The 23,839-nt window shown below is 59.8% G+C and carries 20 protein-coding genes and 2 tRNA genes; 3 read left to right on the top strand and 19 right to left on the bottom strand.

Annotated elements, in window-relative coordinates; all coding sequences use genetic code 11:
* Positions 1-145 precede the first annotated feature (145 nt).
* From ACZM96_RS04460 to ACZM96_RS04395, 14 genes are all read right to left on the bottom strand, one after another.
* Positions 146-817, bottom strand: a complete 672-nt coding sequence (locus tag ACZM96_RS04460; RefSeq protein WP_489487640.1) for a hypothetical protein — start codon at positions 815-817, stop codon at positions 146-148.
* 138 nt (positions 818-955) lie between these two features.
* Positions 956-1,570, bottom strand: a complete 615-nt coding sequence (locus tag ACZM96_RS04455) for a recombinase family protein (protein WP_489487639.1) — start codon at positions 1,568-1,570, stop codon at positions 956-958.
* A 359-nt stretch (positions 1,571-1,929) separates the two neighbouring features.
* Positions 1,930-3,114 carry a MobV family relaxase gene (mobV, locus tag ACZM96_RS04450; RefSeq protein WP_489487638.1) on the bottom strand — a complete coding sequence of 395 codons (1,185 nt, stop codon included), beginning with the start codon at positions 3,112-3,114 and terminating at the stop codon, positions 1,930-1,932.
* Between the two features lie 206 nt (positions 3,115-3,320).
* Positions 3,321-5,108, bottom strand: a complete 1,788-nt coding sequence (locus ACZM96_RS04445) for an AAA family ATPase (protein ID WP_489487636.1) — start codon at positions 5,106-5,108, stop codon at positions 3,321-3,323.
* Positions 5,101-5,319 (bottom strand): helix-turn-helix transcriptional regulator, encoded by a 219-nt coding sequence (locus tag ACZM96_RS04440; protein WP_077073114.1) that lies wholly within the window; start codon positions 5,317-5,319, stop codon positions 5,101-5,103. Before ACZM96_RS04440 ends, ACZM96_RS04445 begins: the two co-directional genes overlap by 8 nt.
* A 124-nt stretch (positions 5,320-5,443) precedes the next feature.
* Entirely contained in the window at positions 5,444-6,433 is a 990-nt protein-coding gene (locus tag ACZM96_RS04435; protein WP_489487635.1) for a hypothetical protein, read from the bottom strand.
* A gap of 86 nt (positions 6,434-6,519) precedes the next feature.
* Complete coding sequence (locus tag ACZM96_RS04430) at positions 6,520-6,687, bottom strand: hypothetical protein (RefSeq protein WP_489487633.1); 168 nt, start codon at positions 6,685-6,687, stop codon at positions 6,520-6,522.
* The gene (locus ACZM96_RS04425) at positions 6,684-7,895 is read right to left on the bottom strand and encodes a tyrosine-type recombinase/integrase (protein WP_489487632.1); all 1,212 of its coding nucleotides are present in this window, start codon (positions 7,893-7,895) and stop codon (positions 6,684-6,686) included. The genes ACZM96_RS04430 and ACZM96_RS04425 overlap by 4 nt, the downstream gene beginning before the upstream one ends.
* Before the next feature lie 238 nt (positions 7,896-8,133).
* Positions 8,134-8,210 (bottom strand) — tRNA-Glu (locus tag ACZM96_RS04420).
* A gap of 13 nt (positions 8,211-8,223) precedes the next feature.
* Positions 8,224-8,298: transfer RNA gene (locus ACZM96_RS04415), tRNA-Gln, on the bottom strand.
* A gap of 82 nt (positions 8,299-8,380) precedes the next feature.
* On the bottom strand, positions 8,381-8,998 hold the full coding sequence (locus ACZM96_RS04410) for a phosphatase PAP2 family protein (protein ID WP_294485532.1): 618 nt from the start codon (positions 8,996-8,998) through the stop codon (positions 8,381-8,383).
* Between the two features lie 101 nt (positions 8,999-9,099).
* Entirely contained in the window at positions 9,100-9,822 is a 723-nt protein-coding gene (locus ACZM96_RS04405) for a tRNA lysidine(34) synthetase (RefSeq protein ID WP_489487641.1), read from the bottom strand.
* A gap of 258 nt (positions 9,823-10,080) precedes the next feature.
* Entirely contained in the window at positions 10,081-11,616 is a 1,536-nt protein-coding gene (locus ACZM96_RS04400) for a leucyl aminopeptidase family protein (RefSeq protein WP_489487630.1), read from the bottom strand.
* Positions 11,617-11,840: 224 nt separating this feature from the next.
* Entirely contained in the window at positions 11,841-12,617 is a 777-nt protein-coding gene (locus ACZM96_RS04395) for a pseudouridine synthase (protein ID WP_489487628.1), read from the bottom strand.
* A gap of 152 nt (positions 12,618-12,769) precedes the next feature.
* Between ACZM96_RS04395 and ACZM96_RS04390 the strand changes: the two genes are divergently transcribed.
* Both ACZM96_RS04390 and ACZM96_RS04385 read left to right on the top strand, forming a co-directional pair.
* The gene (locus ACZM96_RS04390; RefSeq protein ID WP_489487627.1) at positions 12,770-13,429 is read left to right on the top strand and encodes a lysophospholipid acyltransferase family protein; all 660 of its coding nucleotides are present in this window, start codon (positions 12,770-12,772) and stop codon (positions 13,427-13,429) included.
* Positions 13,426-14,349, top strand: coding sequence for a lysophospholipid acyltransferase family protein (locus ACZM96_RS04385; RefSeq protein WP_489487625.1), 924 nt, complete (start codon positions 13,426-13,428; stop codon positions 14,347-14,349). Before ACZM96_RS04390 ends, ACZM96_RS04385 begins: the two co-directional genes overlap by 4 nt.
* Before the next feature lie 251 nt (positions 14,350-14,600).
* Here the strand turns inward: ACZM96_RS04385 and ACZM96_RS04380 are convergent, their stop codons facing one another.
* The 3 genes from ACZM96_RS04380 to ACZM96_RS04370 form a co-directional block, all read right to left on the bottom strand.
* A complete protein-coding gene (locus ACZM96_RS04380) occupies positions 14,601-16,073 on the bottom strand; it encodes an efflux transporter outer membrane subunit (RefSeq protein ID WP_489487623.1) in 1,473 nt (490 codons plus the stop codon).
* A gap of 125 nt (positions 16,074-16,198) precedes the next feature.
* On the bottom strand, positions 16,199-19,390 hold the full coding sequence (locus ACZM96_RS04375) for an efflux RND transporter permease subunit (protein ID WP_489487621.1): 3,192 nt from the start codon (positions 19,388-19,390) through the stop codon (positions 16,199-16,201).
* Positions 19,383-20,612, bottom strand: a complete 1,230-nt coding sequence (locus tag ACZM96_RS04370) for an efflux RND transporter periplasmic adaptor subunit (protein ID WP_489487619.1) — start codon at positions 20,610-20,612, stop codon at positions 19,383-19,385. Before ACZM96_RS04370 ends, ACZM96_RS04375 begins: the two co-directional genes overlap by 8 nt.
* Before the next feature lie 163 nt (positions 20,613-20,775).
* Between ACZM96_RS04370 and ACZM96_RS04365 the strand changes: the two genes are divergently transcribed.
* Positions 20,776-20,961: a hypothetical protein gene (locus ACZM96_RS04365; RefSeq protein WP_294485547.1), complete on the top strand. Its 186-nt coding sequence runs from the start codon at positions 20,776-20,778 to the stop codon at positions 20,959-20,961.
* A gap of 266 nt (positions 20,962-21,227) precedes the next feature.
* Here ACZM96_RS04365 and miaB read toward each other — a convergent pair whose 3' ends face one another.
* Both miaB and ACZM96_RS04355 read right to left on the bottom strand, forming a co-directional pair.
* Entirely contained in the window at positions 21,228-22,580 is a 1,353-nt protein-coding gene (gene miaB / locus ACZM96_RS04360; RefSeq protein ID WP_489487617.1) for a tRNA (N6-isopentenyl adenosine(37)-C2)-methylthiotransferase MiaB, read from the bottom strand.
* A gap of 287 nt (positions 22,581-22,867) precedes the next feature.
* Positions 22,868-23,713: a TatD family hydrolase gene (locus ACZM96_RS04355; RefSeq protein WP_489487615.1), complete on the bottom strand. Its 846-nt coding sequence runs from the start codon at positions 23,711-23,713 to the stop codon at positions 22,868-22,870.
* Positions 23,714-23,839 lie beyond the last annotated feature (126 nt).

The raw sequence follows: 23,839 nt of genomic DNA, 5'->3' as shown, positions 1-23,839 counted from the left end.
AGGGTCAAGGAATGTCGCTTTTGAGTCCTGCCACAATTCTTGCGGGAGCATATCAAGCATGGCATTGGCGACTTCTGGAGGTGTAAAGACTTCATCACTCGAAAGATTGGCCAGACAGCTTAAAACATCGGGGTTATGCTGAAGATCATGCATGGCACAGTCTCCAGTATTCGATGGGCTCGAATTCCTGAATGGGGGATGGAATCAGCGTGTCGAGCTCGGCGTCGTATTCCCAGCCGGGCATAAAAAGCACATTCTGCCGCTTCTGCTTTTCCGCCTCGCCTTTCATGAGCTGATCAAGACGAAAGTCTCGGCGTTTTATCAGGTCGCCGGAAATGAACGACCACTCGGAAAAAATGATGGGAGTCCCATCAGAGCGAAGCAGCGTGAGCGCATCGCCGCACAGAATATTGCGCTCCAGAATGTACCGAACAGCCTCAAGCAGCTCTCCATCGACGGCTGTGGCAAGAGTCTCGTAGTATTCTTCACTCCAAAGATTCAGAAGCCGGATACGGCACTCTTCCGCATTATCGCTCAGGATGTCCACGCCATAGAGACTGGACAGCGCCAAAACAGCGTAGCGCTCATACTCGTGCCTGCTTTTGCCGTAGCGTCTTTTTACGACTTCCAGCTTGCGTCGAAGCACTTCAGCGAGGAAATTACCATTGCCGCAGGCGGGCTCAAGAAAACGACTGTCTATACGGGAACATTCATCAGCAACGAGATCGCACATGGCTTTGACTTCCCGTTCGGCGGTGAAGACTTCGCCATGCGCGGCCACGCGCTGTTTTGATTTAACTTGGAGAGATTTTGCCATTGCCCCCACCCGTTCCCCAAAAACTGTACTTTGAGAGGACGAGGGGCGAGGGAGAGTTTTATTATCCAGCGAGGTTTGACAGCGACTATTTTTTTACCTAAAGGAAGAAAAATTGATTTTCCCAAAAAGTACACTTTGTTAGACACTATTAGTGCTATTTGCCAGAAGCCGTCCGGCTTTTCGGTAAAACGTACTTTGAGGCATCCGGCATCTTCTGGCCGCTTCCAGACCTGAGATTTGGCCATTGCGCCAAAGAGCACAATTTTCCAGGAAGTTATCCGGCAATGGTTTGATTTCACGGCCAAAGCGTACACCACGCTGTTTTGCGGCGGCGATCCCTTCGGCCTGCCTGCTACGGATATTCTCCCGTTCGTTCTGAGCCACAAAGGAAAGTACCTGCAAAACAAGATCAGCAATGAAGGTACCGAGCAGGTTTTTGTCACGTCTGGTGTCGAGCATGGGCATATCGAGGACGAGGATATCCACATGCTTTTCTTTGGTCAGCACACGCCACTGTTCCAGAATTTCCTCATAGTTTCTGCCTAGTCTGTCAATGCTGACGACACAGAGCAAATCCCCTGACCTGAGCTTTCTGAGCATTGCCTGATACTGTGGACGCTGAAAATCTTTGCCCGACATTTTGTCCATAAAAATATGACCTGACGGTATACCCTGTTGCTCAAGAGCGATGCGCTGACGACTCTCATTTTGATCTGTACTGGATACGCGGATATATCCATAAATTTTTGCCATGGCGATTTCTCCTCTCAGTGCATTCTTATTCACAGTTCATCATCTGGAATATCAATAATAGTGAAACTCGTTGCTCATGGTGTAGAAGCTGGCTGTTCCTGTTTTCCGACATTCCTCCTGACGGCGGACTTCAGTCAGATATTTAGCCGAAGTTTGAATTCACCTTTCATGCAGCTTGTCAGGCCTCTTGCGAATGGCAACGCCTCGATTTTTATGCACACCTATGTCAGACAAAGACAAAAATGCCCTCTTTAACGGTATGTTGCCTTCCCGGTCGAGCGGGACGCTCGCCCACGCTTCACGAAGTGAAGCATAATGGGCTATATCTTCGGCCTGTGCGAAGATTTCTCCTCGACGCCTTAGCGCATTTTCAAGCCACGTGCAGTCATTGCCTGCTGACGCTCGCTGTCCCGCGCTTCCTGCTCCTGCCGCTGCCGTTCCTCTTCCTGGAGCTGAAGCTGTTCGGCACGCTTGCGCTCCACAAACTCAAGATGCAGCGGTCTGATTTCCGGCAGAAGCAAAAATTCCCGATAGCCAGCCATGACTCTTTTCATTTTCTTCAATTGAGATTCCAGAGCCTCTTTTTCCTCATGGCTTTGTTTCCTGTGGGACGTGTATTCCGCTTCAAGGCGTGTCTGTTTTTTACGCAGCGAGTCCACGTCCCGTTTCAGGATTTCCTTCTCTGTCTGGACAAGATGCTTGACGGCCAGCGCCTTTTTCAGCTCCTCAATAATAAAGGAGGCTTTTTCCAGCACGGACGGATAATTGAAAAGTGAGGCTTTCGGCAGGGAAAACTCCTCCCGAAGGACTTTTTCCGCCTCCTCGGCTTGCCGCTCATACTCTTCGATGCTCTTTTTCAATTCCTCTTCGCGTTGCCCCAGAAGTCCAAGTGACCGCAAAGAATCCCGCATCAGCACAGCAGCTTCCTGAGCCAGCCGTGCCAGTTCCTCCTTCTGTTGTTTGAACTCGCGGGTATTCAGATGCTTTTTGGCGGAACCGGGCGTCTGCTCCACGCCTCGTTCAATGGCAAAACCTCGGCTTTGCAGATAGGCGGGAAGTTCGGATTGCAGTTTTCGCAGACTCTGACGCGTATAAATTTTGTTGGCGTTGAGTCTCCCGTCCTGCGTGACCGGCACATGGAAAAAGTGCATATGCGGCGTCTTTTCATCCATGTGAACCATTGCGGAAACGACATTCTCCGCCCCTACAAAGTCCATAAGAAAGGCTTTGCTCTCCTCAAAGAATCGCCGGGTATTCTCTGGAGAAAGGCTCTGAAAAAAGGTGCTGTCGGAGGTAACGATAAGCCCGCACATGCGCACGGCGTCCTTTCTTACGGCTTTGGCCAACTGAAGAGCGTCAATGCGGCGCTGAATGGCCTCAGCATAGTTTGTCGACGCAGGTTCGTGCAATTCGTAATTCGCTGAGCTTCTGTCGTAGTCAATATCGGGGTTGCTGTGGCTCTCCCGTTCCCGCCGGTTATGGCTCTGGATGCCGCGTATGGCCTCTTTCTTGAACTTATCCATATGGAGGACGAGGTAGGACATGATGAAACTTCCTTGTATCCATGACTGCACCATTTCTGATGCGGCAGAAAAGCGGTACACTTTTCCCGTTCAAGCGGTACAAAAGGGGATGACGTATTCGGACCTGATCGGACTTCACCGGATAACTGACGGATCGAATATTGCGGGTGTACCGCTGTACCACGGCTTAAGAGGCGGTACAGCGGTACACCTGACCATGTGAGCCTTCAGAAATGTTCCTCCAATTTCTTTTTCAGCCTCTGGATGGCCCCCTTGGATTTCCCCATTTCCTCAGCGCAGTCGCGGATGCTGTAGCCTTCTTTTAAAAGTCGTCTCAAGCTTTCCAGTTCAACGTCTTCCAGCTCTCTGACCTGCCAGTGCAGCGCATTACCTTCGGTAACCAGATTGGCCTCAAACGGCTTGGCGTCATCACCCAATATGCCCCGTGCCTTGGTCAGGTGGACCTCAAAACGTGCGCCTTCGGCCATACTGTATTCCCTGGGTCTGCGCAGGCTGATCACCGTGTCCATAATGTCTTCCCTGGCGCTGGTGCCGCGCTGGTCGCCGGATTTTCCGGCATGATGGATAAGCAGGACGGTCATACCCCTGCGACGCAACTCCAGCAGCCACGCCTGCATGGTCTGCCAGGACTGTGATTCATTTTCCTTGCCGGTACGGCACAGGGTAGCAATGTTGTCCAGCACCACCATGTCCACGCCTTGCAGAAAAGGCTCAATCATGCTCTGCCCACCCGCAGTGGACAAATCCGGCATGGGACAGGGTTGCAGGTCCGGTGTGATGAGCGCCATGTTTTTCAACGTATGCGGAGGAACGGCCATACCGCTGACAAGCGCTGCAAGACGGCTCTGCATGGATGTGGCAGGCATTTCCCCATCCACATACAGCGTTCGTTTAGGCATCGGCGCACGCCAGTTGAACACCGCACCGCCGGAAGCCACGGCAACGGCTATGCTCAGTGCTGCAAACGTCTTGCCAATGCCGCGCGGAGCATACAGGATGCCTATCCCTTGAACCGGAAGAATGGGGGATAAAAGATACCCCCGTTCAGGTATGGACATGGAAAGAAACTCCCCCATGTCCAGAGAAATCAGAGACGGACGGGCAGCTGTATGCATGGCCTCTTCCACCTGACGGAGAACTTCCTCCAGCCCCTCACTCTGATGCAGGTCGTTGAAGTCTTTCCCCTCGCCGGTGGTAAACTTGGGCAGGACCAATCGAGCCTGTGCTGCTTGAGCAGCTTCCTGCCCTTTACTGCGGCCTGCTTCATCATTGTCACCACAAATAAGGATGGAAGCCTCCGGGAATCTGTGTCTCACAAGATTGGCCACGACAGGCAGATTATTGGCTGAGAACGTCACATATACGGTGCAGTTGACGGCTAGATGGATGCTTGCTCCCGTAGCATAACCTTCGCAAAGAACTAGAGGCTTTTCCGACTTGCCGGGAATAATGAAATGTCCTCCCTGTACTTTGCCGCCCGTGAGAAAACGCTTTGTCCCGTCCGGGGCGATATATTGCAGGCTTTGTAAGGTTCCCGATATATCCCTGACTGGAAGGAGCAGCAGACCGCTCCGGGTCTGACGTATGTCCCCAAGCGCGGGAACGCCTTTACGCCGTAAATATGTGTGTTCCGACGAGCAGGGAAAAGATGCATCCAAGACGCCCTGGGCCTGTTTTGCCGCTGCTTCATACCGGCGGGCACATTCTTCCTCTCGTTGATGACGAATGTTGTGTTGCCGTTTCTGCCATGCTTCCTTTTCAGCCGGGGAGAACGTTCTCTGATCCATTTCAGTAAACGTCCCCTGGTCTCCGCTCTCCCAGTTGCACCACCAGAGCGTGGCAGGAGGGTCAACATGCGCGATGTATGCGCCGTTCTGTTTATGCGACCTGGTCTGCGTGGGACAACGATGCAGTTTTCCGTCCGCTTCGATGTCGGACGGAATCAAGCCCTTGTCGGTCAGGATGTCCCGAAAATTTTGCAGGGGATTACTCATGCTCTTCCCCCTGCCTGCCAAGACTTTCGATGAACGCGGCAATATCTTCTGCTCTCCAGACCGTGGTTCTGGGACCAAGTTTCACGGGTTTGGGATAACGCCCGGTCCGACAGCCTTCCCACCATGCGCTCTTGCTTATGGGAATCATGCTGAGAACCTGAGGAAGACGCAAAAGGCCGTGGGCGGGGATGGACGGTTGGTGCTGTTTCATAAAAAAATCTCCTGAATCTGTTTGGATTTCAGGAGACTCTGGCACACGTCCAAAGATTCCCGTGAGGGAATCGGACGGGAAAAGAACGGGAACTTCTCAAAAAAACGGGAAAAAAGCAGGCTGGTCACGCCTTGATTATGGTGTATGTCTCCGCTTCCTTGAGGAGCATATCCATCAGGTTACGATAGGATTTGTCGTCCCTGTACTCTTTGCCCGCAAGCAAACGTCCCACATGCGTCTTTCTGCCCTGCGGAGTTTTGTGACTGGTCTCGGATTTTTGGGGACCACACCAGTACAGGAGAACATGAGCGATGACCGCAAGAGGATACTTTTCTTTCATGGCGTCACGGACGGCGGCGTCCGGCCTTCCTTCCCAGAATGCTCCGGGAATACGGAAAACAAGTTTTTCATCCTGCGGTGCCCTTTCACACAGGGGAACTGCCGCCGCTTTGTCGGCAACGGATGATTCCGGCAAAGCTGTCTGTAAAACGACTTCCACAAGAGCACGGGTGATGCCTTTCACTTCCCGGCATAGAGGATAATAACGGAGATATCTGATAGCAATGTCCCTATCCACCATTATGGTATCGGCAAAGATATGCGCGATGAAATGATAACTTGAGGCGGGAATGGAGAATATCGTTTTCTCAAAGAGAGGCGAGTCCGGTGAATACTGCTCGAAGATGTCTTCTGTTTTCAGTCTCTCCAGACTGCTGAACAGAAATTCTCGTTCCTTGGGAAAGACAGACGCCGTATCTTCAAAGGATTCTTCAAGAATGACATTCAATCCATATTGTAGGGAGTTGACAGGAACAAGCGTTGATATCGTTCTGAAAAATTCCATCACATCAAAGCCAAGCAGATATGTCTGAATGCCCATATCCGGTTCCGGCACTGAAGGAAATTCCGGTGTCTGTATTCCATATGCGGCGTGTCTGCCCGCAACAAATGCCTGCCAGCAGGAGTCATACGTTGCGCGCCATAATTCCAGAGGCTGAACGGCGTCAGGCCAGAGCGCCTGAACAAGCATGTCGCCTTCTCTGGCGGTCAGGCCATACGCCTGCCGTACTCTGCCTAGGGTAATGATCTGCCGGTCTGTCATGGAAAAAAGCATAGTCTGTCGTCAAAAAATGGACAACAAAAAACAGCGGCAGGGACTTCCAATGTCCTCGCTACCGCTGCTTTCCTGTAAAACCTTTTTCAGCTATACCACGTCCGGATAATGTCCATGTCGTCATAGCCGTATTCTCTCATACGGACCTTTTCTTCTTCGCTCCAGCCAGTGTCGTTATCCGTCACCTGAGTTTCATTCTCGTTTTTCCCGATAACGATACAGACATCCCGTTCTGTCATGGCATCCTCTTTCATACCGTATCTCCGCTTCCTTTCCGCTTTGCGTTACGCAGTCCATCCAGATAATCCGCCCAATCCTGCATCATCCTTCTGCGTTCCGGCAGGTATTCCGCGTAATTGTATGCGGCCCGCACTTCGTCCTGTTCTCCGTGGGCAAGCTGCCGCTCGATCCAGTCCCGGTTATAACCGAGCTCGTTGAGCAATGTAGACGCGATGGAGCGAAAACCATGCACGCTCATTTCGTGCTTCTGGTAGCCCATGCGCCGGAGCGCATTAAGCATGGTCGCATCGGAAATGGGCCGTACCTCCGTGCGGATGGAGGGAAAAAGGTATGTTCCCTCCCCGGAGTATTTCTGAAGTTCCCGAAGAATGGATCTTGCCTGTCTGGACAGGGGAACAAGATGCTGACGGCGCATTTTCATGCGTTCGGCAGGGATGCGCCATTCCCCGGACTCAAGGTCAAATTCCTTCCACTGGGCAGCCCGCAGTTCTGTGGGACGGGTGAAAACCAGCGGAGCCAGCTTCAAGGCACAGACCAGAGGGAAGTAGCCTTCGTAGGCGTCGATATCCCGCAGAAGCTGACCGACTTTCTCCGGTTCCAGCACCGCCGCACGGTGGACCGTTTTTCTCGGCCTCAAGGCTCCCCGGAGATCGGCTGCGATATTGTGCTTTGCCCGGCCTGTGATGACCGCATAGCGGAACACCTGATTGATGATTTGCAGCACTCTCCGGGAGGTTTCGTAGTTTCCCCGTAGCTCCAGCGGCTTGACTACCTCCATAATATCCCGTGTTTCCAGCTTGGCGATGTGCGTTTTGCCGATGCGCGGAAAGATGTAGGTTTTCAGCCGGTACATGACGGTTCCCTGATGCTTTTCAGAAAACTCTGACATGCGGGTTTCATGCCATTCTCTGGCGATATTCTGAAAACTGTCGCGTTCCGCCGTGGCTCTGGCCTGCCGCATCTGGCGTTTATGGTCTGACGGGTCGATACCTCTGGACAACATACGCTTCGCGTCTTCGCGGCGTTCTCTGGCATCCTTGAGAGATACGGCAGGATATTCCCCGAAACTGAGCAGCTTGCTCTTTCCGTCAAAACGGTAGGCCATTCTCCAGAGCTTGCTTCCACTGGTGGGAATGAAAAGAAACAGACCGCCGCCGTCGAAATACTTGCGGGGTCTCAGGTCGGGCTTCAGACTGCGGATATGGGTATCGGTAAGAGGCATGGGCACTCCCTGGCTGTCGTTGGACGAAGAGATACCCACATGGATAAAAATATTTTTGATTCCGCGCGGTTATTCATGTAGGTATCAGAAATGTCATATCACATTTCTACCTACGGATATACCCATAAAATGTTTGGATGCAAGCGGACGAAGCTGGACTTCGGGAAACCATACCGGAAAGAAAAACAAAGAACGCCAAGACGTTATGCATCTTGGCGTTCTTCATTGTACTCAAATTTGGCGTCCCCAGGCGGATTTGAACCGCCGTTGACGGCGTGAAAGGCCGCTGTCCTGGGCCGGCTAGACGATGGGGACACGGTGTTTACCGTGGCTGGGCTACAAGGACTCGAACCTTGATTATCGGAGCCAGAATCCGACGTCCTGCCAATTGAACGATAGCCCATCGGTGAGAAAGAGAACTACCAGAATCGCCGGAGAAGTCAAGCGATTCTTTCCGGAAATTTTAATTTTTTTTGTTTTTGTTGCTAACCGAGCCGTCTATGCGAGGAAAAACGTATGATAATCAAATGACATATCCACCATACGGCAATAACGGACACCAGTCCGATAAGCCATCCGACCACCACGTCGAACGGATAGTTCTTGCCCACATACACCTGCGAAAAGCCCACGCAGAACGGCAGAAGGTACACCCAGGGGTTGGAACGGTAGAACAGCAGGGAAAGCACCACGGCCACAGCCATGCAGGCCGCGGACGGCGAGGACGGCATGGAGCCGCCGAGACCGGCGGTTTCGGTGGTGTTTTCGTCTATGACCAGCCACTGATCGGTTGCCGCGTCATAATAATTGGTGTCCATGAGCACCTGACAGGGACGCTCACGGTCGATGGAAGACTTCAACGCGCTGGTGGTAAGGTCGGTCACGCCCACGGAGAGACCCATGAGCAGCACCAGCATGAGCACGCGCCCCACCGGCTCCAGAGAGCTGCGCCAGCAGTGCACGGCGTAGGCGATCACGCACACGAGCGCGCCCACCCACATGAGCCACACCTGAGAAAACAGGGGCATGAAGAAATTGAACACCGCATTATGAGCCGACACGTTGATGAGTTCAAACAGCGACTGATCGATAATCTGAAACATGGGAGCCTCTTGTATTCAGCAATAGTTCCTCAAAGTCACGGAAAGCCTGCCGACAGCCGATACGCCGCAGGCGTTGGCGGGACGGTCCCGCAAAGTTCTGCCTACTCTATGCCGCCCCCGGCGTTTCCGTCAATCGTGTCGGCAGAGAGACGGTTCTGCTCCCACTGCCAGCGTGCGAGGCCGTTGAATATGTTCTTGCGCCGCACCTTGCTGCCCGCGCACATGGCGTCGAGCACGTCCATCATGTCGGCGCGGCGCGTCTTGCCCGCCGACGGGCAGGGATTAGAAAACACCGGCAGTTCCCACTGCCTTGCCGCGCGCACGATTTCCGCCTTGGAGAGCAGCATGAGCGGGCGGATGACCTGAAGCGCGCCGCCGAAAAACGGCTCGTTCATGCTCATGCCCGCCACCTTGCCGGTCTGCACCAGATTCATGAGAAAATTGGTCACCAGATCATCGTTGTTGTGCCCGAAGGCCAGATGGGTGAGGTGATACTCGCGGCACAGGGCGAAGAGGCGCTTTCTGCGCAGCCTGGCGCAGTAAAAGCAGGCGGAGTTGCGCAGATTCTCGTCGGAGTGGCCGCGGGGGCCGTAATCCGTGACTTCGAGATGCCCGGCAATGCCCTCCCTGGCCAGCCATTCGGCAAGCGGCGCGTGATTGGTCGGATCAAAGCCGGGATTGAGATGCAGCGCCATGATCTCAAAAGGAAAAGGCACGATGCGCTGCCTGATCTGCAGCACCTTGAGCAGCACGAAACTGTCCACGCCGCCCGATACGGCCACGCCCACGCGCGCGCCCGGATGCAGCATGCCCGTGGACTGCATGGCCTTGCCTGCGGCCTTCACGCACACCTGCTGCGCGTAACTGAGCTTGCTTATACGGCTCACCCCTGATCTCCTGTGCCGGGCTTCCTGCCCGCCTGTCTTGTGTTGCCGCGCGAACAACGCCGCGCAAACCTCGCCCGCAAAGATGCGACAGACATCGCCTGCGGCCGCCCTCATGACGCGCGGGCGGCCCTTCCCCGCGGAAAGAGCCGCCTCGACGCTCATAAACGCGACGCCTTTGCGCGTCGCCCTATATTTTTACTGAAGCATGTCCTTGTCGTCGTCCCACACGGCGCTCAGCAGTGTGCGCACGCCGAATCCCGTTTCGCCCTTGGCGTTGATCGGACTCTCTCCGTTGTCCGCGGCGGCCATGTCGATGTGCGCCCAGCACACTCCTTCACGCACGAACTGCTGAAGAAACACGGCGGCGTTGATGGCTCCGCCTTCGCGACGGCCGGAATTCGCCATGTCGGCGCAGGAACTCTTGAGGCCCTCAAGTCCCATGGCCGTCCAGAGGGGCAGACGCCAGTTGCGTTCGCCAAGCGACATGCCGGCCTTGTGCAGCAGATCGGCCAGATCGTCGTCCGAAGCGAAGAGTCCGGCCGAGTCGGGGCCGAGCGCCACGGCGCAGGCTCCGGTGAGCGTGGCGATGTCCACCAGACGAAAGGGCTCGTATTTTTCCTGCGCCCAGGCCAGGGCGTCGGCGAGCACCAGTCGGCCTTCCGCGTCGGTGTTCACGATTTCCACGGACTTGCCGTTTTTGGCGATCACGATGTCGCCGGGGCGGGTGGCGTGGCCGCCGGGCATGTTCTCCGCGCAGGCCATGATGCCCACCACGGGACGCTTCGGCTCCAGCGAAGGCGCAAGCTGACCGAGCGCCTCCATGACGCCGAGCACCGCCGCCGCGCCGGACATGTCGCCCTTCATTTCCTCCATGCCCTTGGCGGGCTTGAGACTGATGCCGCCGGAATCAAAGCAGAGGCCCTTGCCCACGAGCACCACGGGCTTCTGCCCTTCCGAACCGCGGGGCGCGTACTCCACCACCACCATGCGGGGCTCCTCGGACGAACCGCGGGCCACGGCCAGATAGGCGTTCATGCCTTCGGAGGCAAGTTCGTCGGGACCGAGCACGAGCGCCTTCATGCCGTACTTCGACGCCACGGCTTCGGCCTTCTGCGCAAAGGCCGAGGGCGTCATGACATTCGCCGGATCGTTGGCCGCGTCGCGCGCGAGCATGATGCCCCGCGCTTCCGCCTCGGCCATTCTCGCCTGAGCGCGCACGTCGTTCTCCACGTATTCGCCTTCCAGCATCAGGGCCAGCCAGCGGGGATCGGCGTGCGGGCTCTTCTCGCTCTTCCAGCGGTCGTAACGGTACAGCGCAAGATACGCGGCAATCACGGCCTCGCGCACCAGCGCATCGAAGCTCACGCCCAGCTTTTCGGCCACGCGGGCCAGCGCCGCGCCGTCAAGCCCCACGGTGGCGAGGTCATAGTCGCGGCAGCGGCGAACGGCCTTGCCCACCGCATAGCGGAACGCGGTCATGTCCGCCTTGCCGGCCTTGCCGAGTCCCACGCCGAACACGCGGGAAATCTCCATGGCCTGCGGCCCGTAGAACATGACGGACTCATCCCTGCCGCCGTGAAAGTCGCGCCACGCGGGCGCGATGCTGAGCCAGACAGCGCTCTGCTCAAGCGCAGAGCAGGCTTCTTCCACGCCTTCGCCTTCAAAAACAAACGTGACGACCACATCCGCCTTCCACTGGGAAGGACCGCCGGTCTGAAAACGAATATCCATACGTCACCTCAATCATCACTGTCATTTCTTTTGCGGGCACGCCGCAGCGCGGCTGCCACTGACACGCGGGCCGCCCTTTCGCCGGAGCGCCCCTGCCGACGGAAGCCGGCGCACGCTGCATCCGCACTTCCGAAACATCACGAAACATCGTCAAAACGCCCCGCGCTCCGGGCCTGCGAGGCAAAGAATGCCTTCCGCAGGGTCCGCCGCCGGGGCGCGAAACATCATCTGCGTTTTGCGCCCGTCTCCAGTCCCACGGCGCGGCGCAGCGCCGACACCTCGGCCTCAGAGAGCGGACGCACTTTTCCCGGAGCCAGACTTCCCAGCTCCAGCGGGCCTTCCTGCACTCTTTTCAGGCGCAGCACGGTGAAATCCACATCGCGGCACATGCGGCGAATCTGCCGGTTCAGCCCCTGATGCAGCACCATTTCCAAAAGCACGCCCCGCAGCGACGAAGGCAGCACCCGCACCTCCACGGGCGCGAGCCTGTCGCCTTCGGCAAGCGTCATGCCGCGGCGCATGAGAGAAAGCGCTTCCGACACCGAAGCCTCGCCCCGTTCCGGACGCACAAGCACATGGTACACCTTGGAAAGATGCCAGCGCGGATGGGTCAGACGGTGCGCCAGTTCTCCGTCGTCGGTGAGCAGAATCAGCCCTTCCGAAAAAAAGTCGAGACGCCCCACGGGAAACAGCCGCCGACGCCGCCACGGCTCGGGCACGAGATCGAGCACGGTTTCGCGTCCTTCCGGATCGCTCGCCGTGGACACGATGCGCACGGGCTTGTTGAGCATGAGCCAGCAGGGCTGCCGACTCTCCTCCTTCATTTTCACGGGACGCCCGTCCACCGAGACCTCGTCGCCGGGCTGCACCCGCACGCCGGGGCTTTCCGCCACAACGCCGTTCACGCGAACTCTTCCGGCAAAAACAAGCTCGTCGGCACTGCGGCGCGAGCACACTCCCGCATCCGCGAGCGCCTTGTTCAGTCTGATGCCTTCCGCCACTCTCTCCTCCTGCGGGGCTCCGCCCCGAAAAAAGTCGTCTTTCTCCACTGGCACATCGGGATAATGTGGGCTATCATACCATCCGTCAAGACCATTCGCCGCAGCGGATCCCTTTTTCCTTTTAATAAAGAAACAAGGCCAGAACCGAACTCATGCATCTGCCCCCAGCCCTTACTTCCGCGCTGTTCTCCCATCTGTACACCGCCATCTGCGCCACCCTCCGCATTCGTGAGGAAAACCGCGCGGAAGTGGATGCCGTTCACGCCAGAGGAGAACGACTCATCTTCTGCCTCTGGCACGACGAGCTGTTTTCCCTCATTCCCATGGCGCGCCAGCTTCGCGTGGTGTCCATCGTCAGCCCCAGCAGCGACGGCGACATGCTTGCCCGCATTCTTGCCTCCAACAACGTGGGGGCCGTGCGCGGCTCCAGCACCCGCGGCGGTGTGCGCGCGCTGCTCAGCCTCGCCCGCATGATGAAGCACGAACAGGTTCACGCCTGCATTACCGTGGACGGCCCTGCCGGTCCGCGCCACAAGAGCAAGGAAGGTCCGCTTTTTCTGGCCAACCGCACCAATGCGCGCATCATGCCGGTGCGCATCTACGTCAAGCACGCCCTGCGCTGCCCCACCTGGGACAAGTTTCAGATTCCTCTGCCCTTTTCCCGCGTGATCATACGTTTCGGCCGCGTGTGGGGAGAAGGCACGAAGGAAGTGCCGGACCTCGAACACACCACGCTGGCGCGCGCCAGGGAACGTCTGGACAAGGAGCTGCACCAGCTGGCCGTGGGACTCATTCCGGGAGTCACGGCATGACGGGCGGCGAGCGTCTGCGTTTTCACCTGCTCTGCGGAGCGGGACATGTGCTGCGTCTTTTCGGCTTTCCCGGCACGGCCGTGCTCGGCAATCTCACGGGCCGCCTCATCTGGCGCTTTCTGCCTTCGCGCCGCAATCTTGCCGTGAACAACATCATGAAGCATCTCGGCATGTCCCGGGAGCAGGCGGAAGAAACGGCCAAAGCCAGCTTCTGCCACACCGGCCGCGCCTTTCTGGAAATTCTTCTCACCGGCAAGTTCGGCATGAGTTCGCCCAGGCTGCGCATAGCCTCGCCCGAGCTCATGCAGAAGCTGCGCGAATGCGACCGCCCCATTGTGGCGGCCACCGCGCATTTCGGCTCCTGGGAACTGCTCGCCTCCATGCTCGGACAGCTCTATGCGCCGCCGAGACCGCGAATGGTAGTGGTGCGCCGATACCGCGACGAAGCCGTGCAGGCTTTCATCGCCTCCTGCCGCGAGGCCACCGGAGCCGACATGATAGGTCATCGCAACGCGGCCATGAGCGTCATCCGCGCGCTGCACAAGAAGGGCATCGTCGCCTTTCTCGTGGATCACAACACCTCGCCTTCGGAAGCGGAATTTCTGCCCTTTCTCAACGAAACCGCAGCGGTGAACATGGGCCCCGCGCTGCTGGCCGTGCGGGCCAAGGCGCTGGTGTGGCCCGTGGTGCTCGTGAGGGAAAAGGATCATTACGTCTTTCATCTCAAGGAGCCGCTCGACACCGCCACGCTGGAAGGCAGCCGCGACGAGCAGGTGAAGGCCGCCGCACTGTTCTACACGCAGGCCATCGAAAGCTTCATACGCGAACGGCCGGAGCAGTGGTTCTGGATGCACGACCGCTGGAAGACCAAGGAAAAAACATCCGCCGCTTCTCACGACTCCGCGGCCGGACAGGGATAATCGAACGGCGTTCCGAAAACGGAACGCCGTTTTTTCATGCCCTGCGCCGCCGGAAACAAACAGCGCCCTCGTTCTCGCCCTGCTCACAGCAAAAAACGAGCCCCCTCGACGCTGCCTGCTTTGCTGCAAAACCCAATCACGCTCCGCCCGCATTCTGCTGCGCAAGAAAAAGCTCAAGCCCCCCTGCTTGTCCTGCGGGCAGCCTTTCGCGCCCGCAAGGCGTTCCGACAAATTGCGGACCAAGGTTCGCCTCACCAGCCCCCGCCGAGCGCTACGCAGACCTGCGCCACGGCGGAGAGCTGCGCCGCGCGGCCTGCGGCAAGCTGCATCTGCGACGCGTACAGCGTGCGTTCCGCTTCCAGCACGTCGAGGTAGGGAGAATACCCGGCCTCATAGCGCACTCTGGCCAGCTCCGCGGCCTTTTCCATGCGCGCGGCGGCATCGGCAAGGCTTTTCACGCTCTCCGCCGATCCCTTCTGCGCGGCGAGCGCGGAACGAATGTCGCTGAACGCCTGCTGCACGGAAAGCTCGTAGGCCGCGGCCGCGGCCCGAACGGCGGCCTCCGCCTGACGCACGCCGCTCACGGTGCGGCCGAACGTGAATATCGGCAGCGACACGCCGCCGCCAAAATTCCATGTGCCCGCCGCGCCGGAAAACAGCCTGTCCAGCTCCGTGCTCGACGTGCCCAGGCTGCCCGTCAGACTGATGGACGGGAAAAACGCGGCCCGCGCCTCGCCCACCTGAAAATGCGCAGCGCGAAGCGAGGCTTCCGCGGAACGGATGTCCGGCCTGCGGGTCAGAAGTTCCGAAGGCAGCCCCACGGGAAGCTGCGGCGCGGCGGGAAGCTCGGCAAGCGGCGTTCCCCTCTTCGCCCTGACGGAAAAAATTTCCTCCGGCGTTGCGCCGGTGAGCAGCAGAAGCGCGCCCTCGGCCTGTTCCAGACGGGTTTTCGCCTGCGCCAGACTGTCCTTCAAAGAATCCACCTGCGTACGCACGTTGAGGATGTCGAGCTCGCTGATGGCTCCTGAGGCGTACTGCTTTTCGTAAAGCGCGGCGGAACTCTCCCGAACCTTCAGCGTGCGCTCGGTCAGATCCCGCTGCTCGCGGTAGTTCAGCATGTCGAAATAGGCCGAACACACCTGCCCCGCCAGCGAAAGTTCCATGGCCTGCGCCGCGTCTTCCGCCGAGAGCAGATTCTCCCGCGCCGCGTCCGCCGCGTTGCGGTACCGGCCCCAGATGTCGAGCTCCCACGCGGCCTGCACCGCGCCGCTCCACAGAGAATCCACGCGCGAGGGCGCAGAAACGCTCCTTGCGCCCTGCCCGTCCAGAGCGTCCACGCGGTTCTCCAGCGCGCCGAGCTCTCGCACAAGTCCGTAGGAAGCCGACGTGTCCAGACTCGCCCTGGCCCGCTCTCCGCTCCCCTGCGCCGAAATCTGCGGAAAAAGCCCGGCCCGGGCCAGTCCGAGCGCGGCACGGGCGCTGTCCACCCGGGCCAGACTCTGTTCCAGATTCCTGTTCTGCGCGAGCGCCCGCGACACAAGATCATTCAGCGCCTCGTCGTTGAAGCGCCGCCACCACTCCCGGGAAAGCTCGCCCGGTCGGGGTTTCGACTCGACCCGCCCCCAGGAGGACGGCAGATCCTGCTCCGGCCGATGATAGTCCGGCGCAAAGGAACATCCTGAAAAGAACAACGCCGCCATCAGCAGCGAAAGCATGATCCGCATGACGTTTTCTCCCTGACGGACGGGGTCCGCCCGTGAATCGTTCCTCAACACGGGGGACGCGACCTGCGCCGCCATCCCCGCTTTCCGGCCGAATCGGCCGCCGAAGCCGACGTTTCCGGCTCGCCTCACCGGGCCTCCGATTTGAACATGCCGGAAATCTTTTCCGAAATGCGCATGACCAGCACGAAGAAATAGGGCACGAGCAGCGGAGCCAGCACCGTGGCCGCCAGCATGCCGCACACCACGCTCACGCCGATGGACACGCGGCTTGCCGCGCCCGCGCCGGAACTGAAGGCCAGAGGCAGACAGCCCAGAATGAAGGCGATGGACGTCATGATGATGGGCCGGAACCGGAGCCTTGCGGCCTCCACGGCGGCCTCTTCCAGGTCGCGCCCCTGATCGCGCAGCTCCACCGCGAACTCGATGATGAGAATGGCGTTCTTGCAGGCCAGACCGAGCAGCGTGATGATGGCCACCTGCGTGTAGATGTCGTTGCTGAGTCCCACGAGCCAGTTGCCCAGAATCGCGCCGAACACCGCAAAGGGCACGGCCGAAAGCACGGCGAGCGGCAGCGTCCAGCGTTCATACTGTGCGGCAAGAATGAGAAAGATCATAAGCAGGCTCAGGCCGAGCACGCCGAAATCCGTGCCGCCGGTTTCCACTTCCTGATACGTCACGCCCGACCAGGCGTAGGAATATCCCTGCGGGAGCGAGGCCGCCGCCTTTTCCAGCGCCGCGATGGCCTGCCCGGAGCTTGCGCCCGACGCGGGATTGCCCGTGATCTTGGCGGACAGAAGTCCGTTGAAGTGCGAAACCGTGGACGGCCCGCTGCTGGTTTTCACCGTCACAAGCGAGGTCAGCGGAATCTGACTGCCGTCCGACGCGGTCACGTAGAGCGAACGCATGCTGTCCGGCAGGCTGCGGTACGGGGCGTCGGCCTGCATCATGACCTTGAAGGTGCGGCCCGACAGGTTGAAGTCGTTGATGTAGGTGGAACCGAGGGTTGCGCCGAGCATGTTGTACACCTGCCCGCAGTCCGCGCCGGACATGACGGCCTTTTCCCTGTCCAGATGCACGAAAAGGCGCGGCGAATCCACGCTGAAGGCGCTGTTCACGCCCGCAAGTTCCGGCATCTTCGAGGCTTCCGCGGCAAAGCGGTCGGCCACGGCGGCAAGCTGCGCCGGCGTGCCCGAGGTGGTTTGAATTTCCATGTCGAAACCGCCGGTATTGCTCATGCCCATGATGGGAGGCGGATTGAAGGGCAGCACCAGGCCGCGGCTCTCGCGCAGACCGAGTGCGTAGATTTCGCGCAGCGCGTCGGCCACGCCGAGGCCCGGCTTTTCTCGCTCGTCCCAGGGCTTCAGCTGAATGAACAGCGTGCCTGCGCTCGCATCCAGCGTGCTGTTCACCAGATCGTATCCGGACAGACTCAAAACGTGCGCCACGGCAGGCAGCTTCCGCACCGCCTCGCTCACGCTGGTGACGAGCTCGCGCGTTTTGGGCAGCGCCGACCCTTCGGGCAGGGAAATGGTACACATGAGCGAGCCCTGATCCTCTTCCGGCACCAGCGTGGTGGGCACCCGCGTGAACAGCCACGCCGTGCCGAGGCAGAGCGCCACAAGAATACCGCAGGAAATCAGCCCGTGCCGCAGAAAGAACAGCACAAGATGCGAGAATCCCTCGGTGACGGCGTCAAAGAAGCGGTTGAACCAGCGAAACGGAGCCCACGGCTCCCGACGTTCCTTTTTCAGAAGCTGGAGGCACAGCGCGGGCGTGAGCGTGAGGGCCACCACGCCGGAAATCACCACGGCAATGGCGATGGTCACGGCAAACTGCCGGTACATGACGCCCGCCAGACCGCCGAGAAAGCCCACGGGAATGAACACCGAACAGAGCACGAACACGATGGCGACCACGGCCGAAGTCACTTCGTTCATGGCCACGGCCGTGGCTCCCGCCACGTCGAGCCCCTCGGTACGCAGCACGCGCTCCACGTTTTCCAGCACCACAATGGCGTCATCCACAACCATGCCTATGGCCAGAACCAGCGCAAAGAGCGTGAGCGTGTTGATGGAAAAATCCAGAAGATACACGCCCGCAAACGTGCCCACCAGCGCGATGGGCACAGCCAGGCAGGGAATGAGCGTGGCCCGCCAGTCCTGCAGAAAAAGATACACCACGGCAAACACGAGCAGCATGGCTTCCAGCAGCGTGCGCACCACCTCTTCCACGGAGAGGCGCACGAAAATGGTGGTGTCGTAGGGAACCACGTAGCCGAGCCCCTCGGGAAAATACCGGGACTGCTCCTCCATGTAGGCGGCCACGCGTTCGGCGGTGTTCAGCGCGTTGCTGCCCGGCGCCAGGAATATGGCCAGCGGAATGGCGGTGGCTCCGTCGATGGCGCAGGCAAAGTTGTAGCTTTCCGCGCCGAGCTCCACGCGGCCCACGTCGCGCAGGCGCAGCACGCCGCCTTCCGGCGAGGCGCGGAGTATGATGTCGCCGAACTGCTCCGCCGTCACAAGACGCCCTTCGCCCTGAATCTGCCACGTCATGGTCAGCTCGTCGGAACCGGGCTGACTGCCCACGCTGCCCAGCGAATACTGCGCGTTCTGATCGCTCACGGCCTGCGAAATGTCGCTCGTGCTCACGCCGAGCTCCGCCATGCGCGGCGGATCTAGCCATATGCGCATGGCGTGATCGCGGCTGCCAATGATCTGCGCCTGTCCCACGCCGGGCACGCGCTTGAGCCCGTCGAGCAGGTTCACGAGCGCGTAGTTGCTGAGATAGGTGGCGTCGTACATGCCGCCCTTGGAATACAGCGCCACGATTTCCAGAATGGCGGGAGAAAAGGTGTCCACGGTGACGCCGTACTGCCTCACGATTTCCGGCAGCATGGGCGTGGCCGCCTGCACGCGGTTGTTCACGTTCACCTGCGCCACGTCGGGATCCGTGCCCACGGCGAAGGTGACGGAAATCTGCATCGAGCCGCTGGAAGAGCTCACCGAGCTCATGTAGATCATGTCGGACACGCCGTTGATCTGCTCCTCGATGGGCGTGGCCACGGTCTGGGCGATGACCTCGGGACTCGCGCCGGGATACTGCGCGTTCACCGTGATGGTGGGCGGAATGAGATCGGGATACTGCGCCACGGGCAGCGCCCGTATGGACAGAAGTCCGGCCAGCACGATGAACACGGAAAGCACCATGGAAAGCACGGGCCTGCGCAGGAAAAAGCCCGCACGGGAAGAAACCGGCGCGGCTCCGGACACGGGCGAAGAAGCGGGAACCTTGCTTTTGTTCTGCGAATCGTCACTCATGGCCTGCCTCCCTCACGGGAGCGGGAGCGTCTTCCACGCCGCCTCCCGTGGCGGCGGGCTGCGAGGATTCCGGCGTGTCGAGCGGATCGGGTTCCGGGCGCTGGATCATGAGCTCGACATGCACGGCGCTGCCCGGCGTCACCTTGTTCTGCCCCTGCACCACGATGCGCTGCCCGGGTTTGAGCCCCTCTTCCAGAAGGAAGAAGCCGCCGAAGGCCGGGCCCAGCGTCACGGGCGCAAGCGAGGCTCTGTCGGCCTCGTCCAGCACATAGACGGCCGTGCCCTTTTCCGTCTGCATGAGCGCCTCCTGCGGAATCATGAGCGCGCCGACCAGTCGTGCCCCGCCCACGCGCACAAGCACGAACTGCCCGGGCAGGAGCTTGCCTTCGGGATTGGGAAAACGGGCCTTGGCGCGCACCGCGCTCGTGGAAGAATCCACCTGCGTGTCGAGAAAGATCACCGAACCCTGCCGATCGTAGGGCACGCCTTCGAGAAGACGAAGATCCGCGCTCGATCCCTCGCCGTAGCTCACCGCCCTGCCCCGCGATTCCATGTCGCGCATGGAAAAAAGTTCCACGCTCGGCACGGAGAACTCCACGTCCATGGGATCGCTCTGATTGAGGTAGGTCAGTGTGCTGTCCGTGCCCACCAGATTGCCCGTGCGGGTGACTTCGCGGCTCGTGTAGCCGGAAAAGGGAGCCGTCACGCGGCAGTAGCCGAGGCGGATGCGCGCGTCGTTCACCGCGGCCTGCGCCGATTCGCGCCGCCCCTGCGCGCCGCGCCAGGCGGCGTAGGCGCTGTCGCGCTCCTGACGGCTCACGGCGTTGGAGGCGTAGAGCTTCTGCACGCGGTCGTATTCCTTGCGGGCGTTGTCGAGCGTGCTTGCGGCGTCGGCGAGCTGCCCTTCCGCCTGAAGCAGCGCGGCCCGGTAGGGAGCTTCATCTATCTCGAAAAGCACGCTTCCCTGCTTCACGAACGCACCTTCCTGAAACAGCCGCTTCTCAAGAATGCCCGACACCTGCGGCTTCACCGCGGCGGAACGGCTGCCCGTGGTCTGCCCCATGAAGGTGGCGTAAAGGGGCACGTCCATGCGTTCGAGTTTCACCGCCTTCACGAGCGGCGGCGGAAGGCTCGCCCCGGCGGACGACTTTTTTCCGTCCTCATCGCAGGCGACAAGAGAAAGACACAGCAGCACAGCGCCGCAGGCTCGCAGGATATTCATGAGCTCTCCTCCTGACTGTGAACGTTCCGCCCGGCGCTTCCTCGGGCAGCGCCCTTTTCGACGCGATCGGGAAGGGCGCATTGACAAAAGCCCGGACGAACGTAGATTATGGCAATCTCCTTTCTTTTAATACGGCGATGAAAAGCACGCCATGAGGTTCTGTATGAGTCCTTTTATTCTTCGCGGTTTCCTTATCGGCAGTTCCGTCGGCATCTTTGCCGTGCTCCTCGGATTCGTGAACACGGCGGAAGGCATCGTGTTCGGCTCCACCATGGGACTGCTTGCCGGACTCACCTCCGGAAAGCTTTATGAAAAAAGAATGCAGGACAAACGGAATCAGAAGAAATAACGCGCACAGTCCTCAGCCGGACGCCGGACTTTTGCGGCGTCCGCACAAGAGGCACGCCGCAGGCACGGCACTCTCCATTTTTATGCAACGAAGCGGGGGCGCTTTGCGTCCTGCGCTCCTGTTCAGACACGACAAAAGGGCGGCGGAGCCGAAACTCCGTCGCCCTTTCCTGTGTTTCATGATATTGCCGCCCATCGCAGCGGCTCAGACGTTTTCCCTCTCAAAGCACGGGAGGCAAGTAGTCCGAAAGACTTTTTGCCGTAACCTCAGCGCACGGGAGAGGCCTTGAGCGAATGCTTCAGGGCCTTGTCTATTTTCACGTCCACGAACTGCCCGGGACGCCCTTCGCCTTCGGGCATGCTCACGTTCACCATGTCGCCCCAGGGATCGCGGCCCTGCCATTCGTTGCCGCCCTCTTCCTGCCGATGGCTCGGACCTTCGAGCAGCACGTCGGTCTCAAGTCCCACGCGGGTGCGCAGCCACGCTTCGGCGCGCTCGTTCTGAAGGCTCTGGAGCCGATCAAGTCTCTCAAGCTGCACTTCGTGCGGAATCTTGAACGGCATGGCCGACGCGCGCGTGCCCGGCCTGTCGGAATAGCAGAAGGAAAAGCTCGACATGAAGCCGCAGCTGTCTATGGCTTTCAGCGTGTCTTCAAATTCCTCCTCCGTTTCGGAGGGGAAGCCCACAATGAGATCCGTGGAAAGCGCAATGTCGGGTCTCGCCTTGCGCAGCGCCTCCACCACGGAAAGATAGCGCTCCATGTCGTAGCCGCGGCCCATCTTTTTCAGCATGGAGTCGGAACCGGACTGAAGAGGCAGATGCAGCCGCGGGCAAAGCTGCGGAAGTTCGGCGAACATGTCGATGGTTTCCTGAGAAAAATCACGCGGATGCGCAGACACGAAACGAATGCGCCGCAGCCCCGGAATGGCCGCCACCTGACGCAGCAGTTCGGGGAAGGTGGTGCCATCGCCGCTCTTGTCGTTGCCGAACACGTTGACGTTCTGACCGAGCAGCGTGATGTCGCCTGCGCCGCGCGCCACCCAGGCGCGGCATTCATCGAGCACGGCCTTCGTGGAGCGCGACTTGCGGGGGCCGCGCGTGTAGGGCACGATGCAGTAGGCGCAGAAGTTGTCGCAGCCCTGCATGATGTTCACGTAGGCCACGGGCGTGACGCCGTCCTGTTCAGGGCGACCCGCCGCGTCCACAAGGCAGGGATCGCGATCGGGAAACACGTCGGTGAAGTCCAGGAAGGAAAGTTTCAGCTTGGGCTCGTTCAGCAGACGCACGAAGGCTCCGGGCACGGAGGCCACGCCGTCGCTGCCCGCCACCAGACGCACCTGCGGGTGACGGCGCATGAGCTCTTCGCCGAGCTGCTGGGCCACGCATCCGGCCACGCCCACCACGGCGCGCGGATTGGCCCGCTGCACGCGGCCGAGCGCGCTGTACACCTTCTGTTCCGGCTTCTCGCGCACGGAACAGGTGTTGAGAAACACCACGTCGGCCTCCTCCAGCGGCTTTTCCTCAAAGCCGAGCCGCATGAGCGCGCGCTCCACCCACTGGGAATCGTTGACGTTCATCTGACAGCCGAACGTAATGCAGTGAAATCCGGGCTTGCCCATCCTTGTCTCCTGAAAAACCGCTCCGGAAGGAACGTTCGTTTTTCGGACGGCGCTCCTTCCGACTCAGCCGTCCTCATTGATTCCAAACACAAATCCCCGGCCCGACATTTCGGCCGCCCGCGTTGCCGCGCCCTCCGCAGAACGCGTCTTTGCGCCCTGCCGCAGGCCGCCGCGCCGACGTTAGAATCGGCAGCTCCCGAGCAACATGCGGGGCTTCGCCCTGCCACGGGCCAGGGCGGAACATCCGCCCTTTCGCCGCCGACAAGGCAGGCAAGGCGCGCCTTCCGCTACATGCCGAAGAAGCGCCGGGCGTTGTCGCCCGCAAGCGTCCAGAGTTCCGCCGTGCTCATGCCGAGCTCTCCGGCCAGGCATTCCGCCGTGAACACGCAAAGCGCCGGTTCATTGGTCTTGCCGCGCCACGGCACGGGCGCCAGATAGGGACAGTCCGTTTCCAGCATGATCCGCTCCGGCAGCACGGCGTGCAGCGCCTCGCGCACCTCGCCGTTGGCCTTGAACGTGGACGCTCCGCCGAAGGCGATGTGCCATCCGCGATCCATGATCTGCTTCGCCCTCGCCGTATCGCCGCCGAAACAGTGCCAGAGCAGCGGTCTGCCCGGCATGTCCTCGTCGTCGAGAATGGCGAACATCTTGTCCCACGCGTCGCGGGCATGGATGACCACGGGCTTGTCCAGTTCCTTCGCCAGCCGGAGCTGTCTGCGGAACCACGGCTCCTGAAGCGCGGACGGAGAATAGCCTTCCTCGTAATGATAATCCAGCCCTATTTCCCCGATGGCCCGCACCAGCGGATCGTTTTTCACCACGTCGACAAGGTGCTCCCATTCCTCCTCGTCGGCCGTGAGCACGTCTTCGGGATGCAGGCCGCGGACGAAGCAGATGTCCGGGGCCTTCGGCAGCGAGGCTGCGGCGTCGAGAATCACGCTGCGGTTCGCCGCGTAGCGCTCGTGCTGAAGAAACATGTGAACAATGAGCGACACGCCGGAAGAGGCGGCGCGTTCCAGCATGCCGGAAAGATCGGGCAGCAGTCGCTCGTCGTCGAGATGCGCGTGACTGTCCGCGCCGGTGAAGGGCAGGCCGAGACTCTGCGGCAGCGGCCTGTTCTTGGGTGAAGACATGGCTTATTCCTGTGTCCGGGCCGCGAGTTTGCGCTCCACGTCGCGCCACACGGCTTCGGGGTCAATGTTCTTCATGCAGGCAAAGTGCCCCTTCGGACACGTCTTGTGTCCATGCAGTCCGCAGGG

This window comes from Mailhella sp., assembly GCF_057866825.1.
The sequence above is the reverse complement of the archived record's forward strand: the minus strand, read 5'-3'. Positions and strand labels throughout refer to the sequence as shown.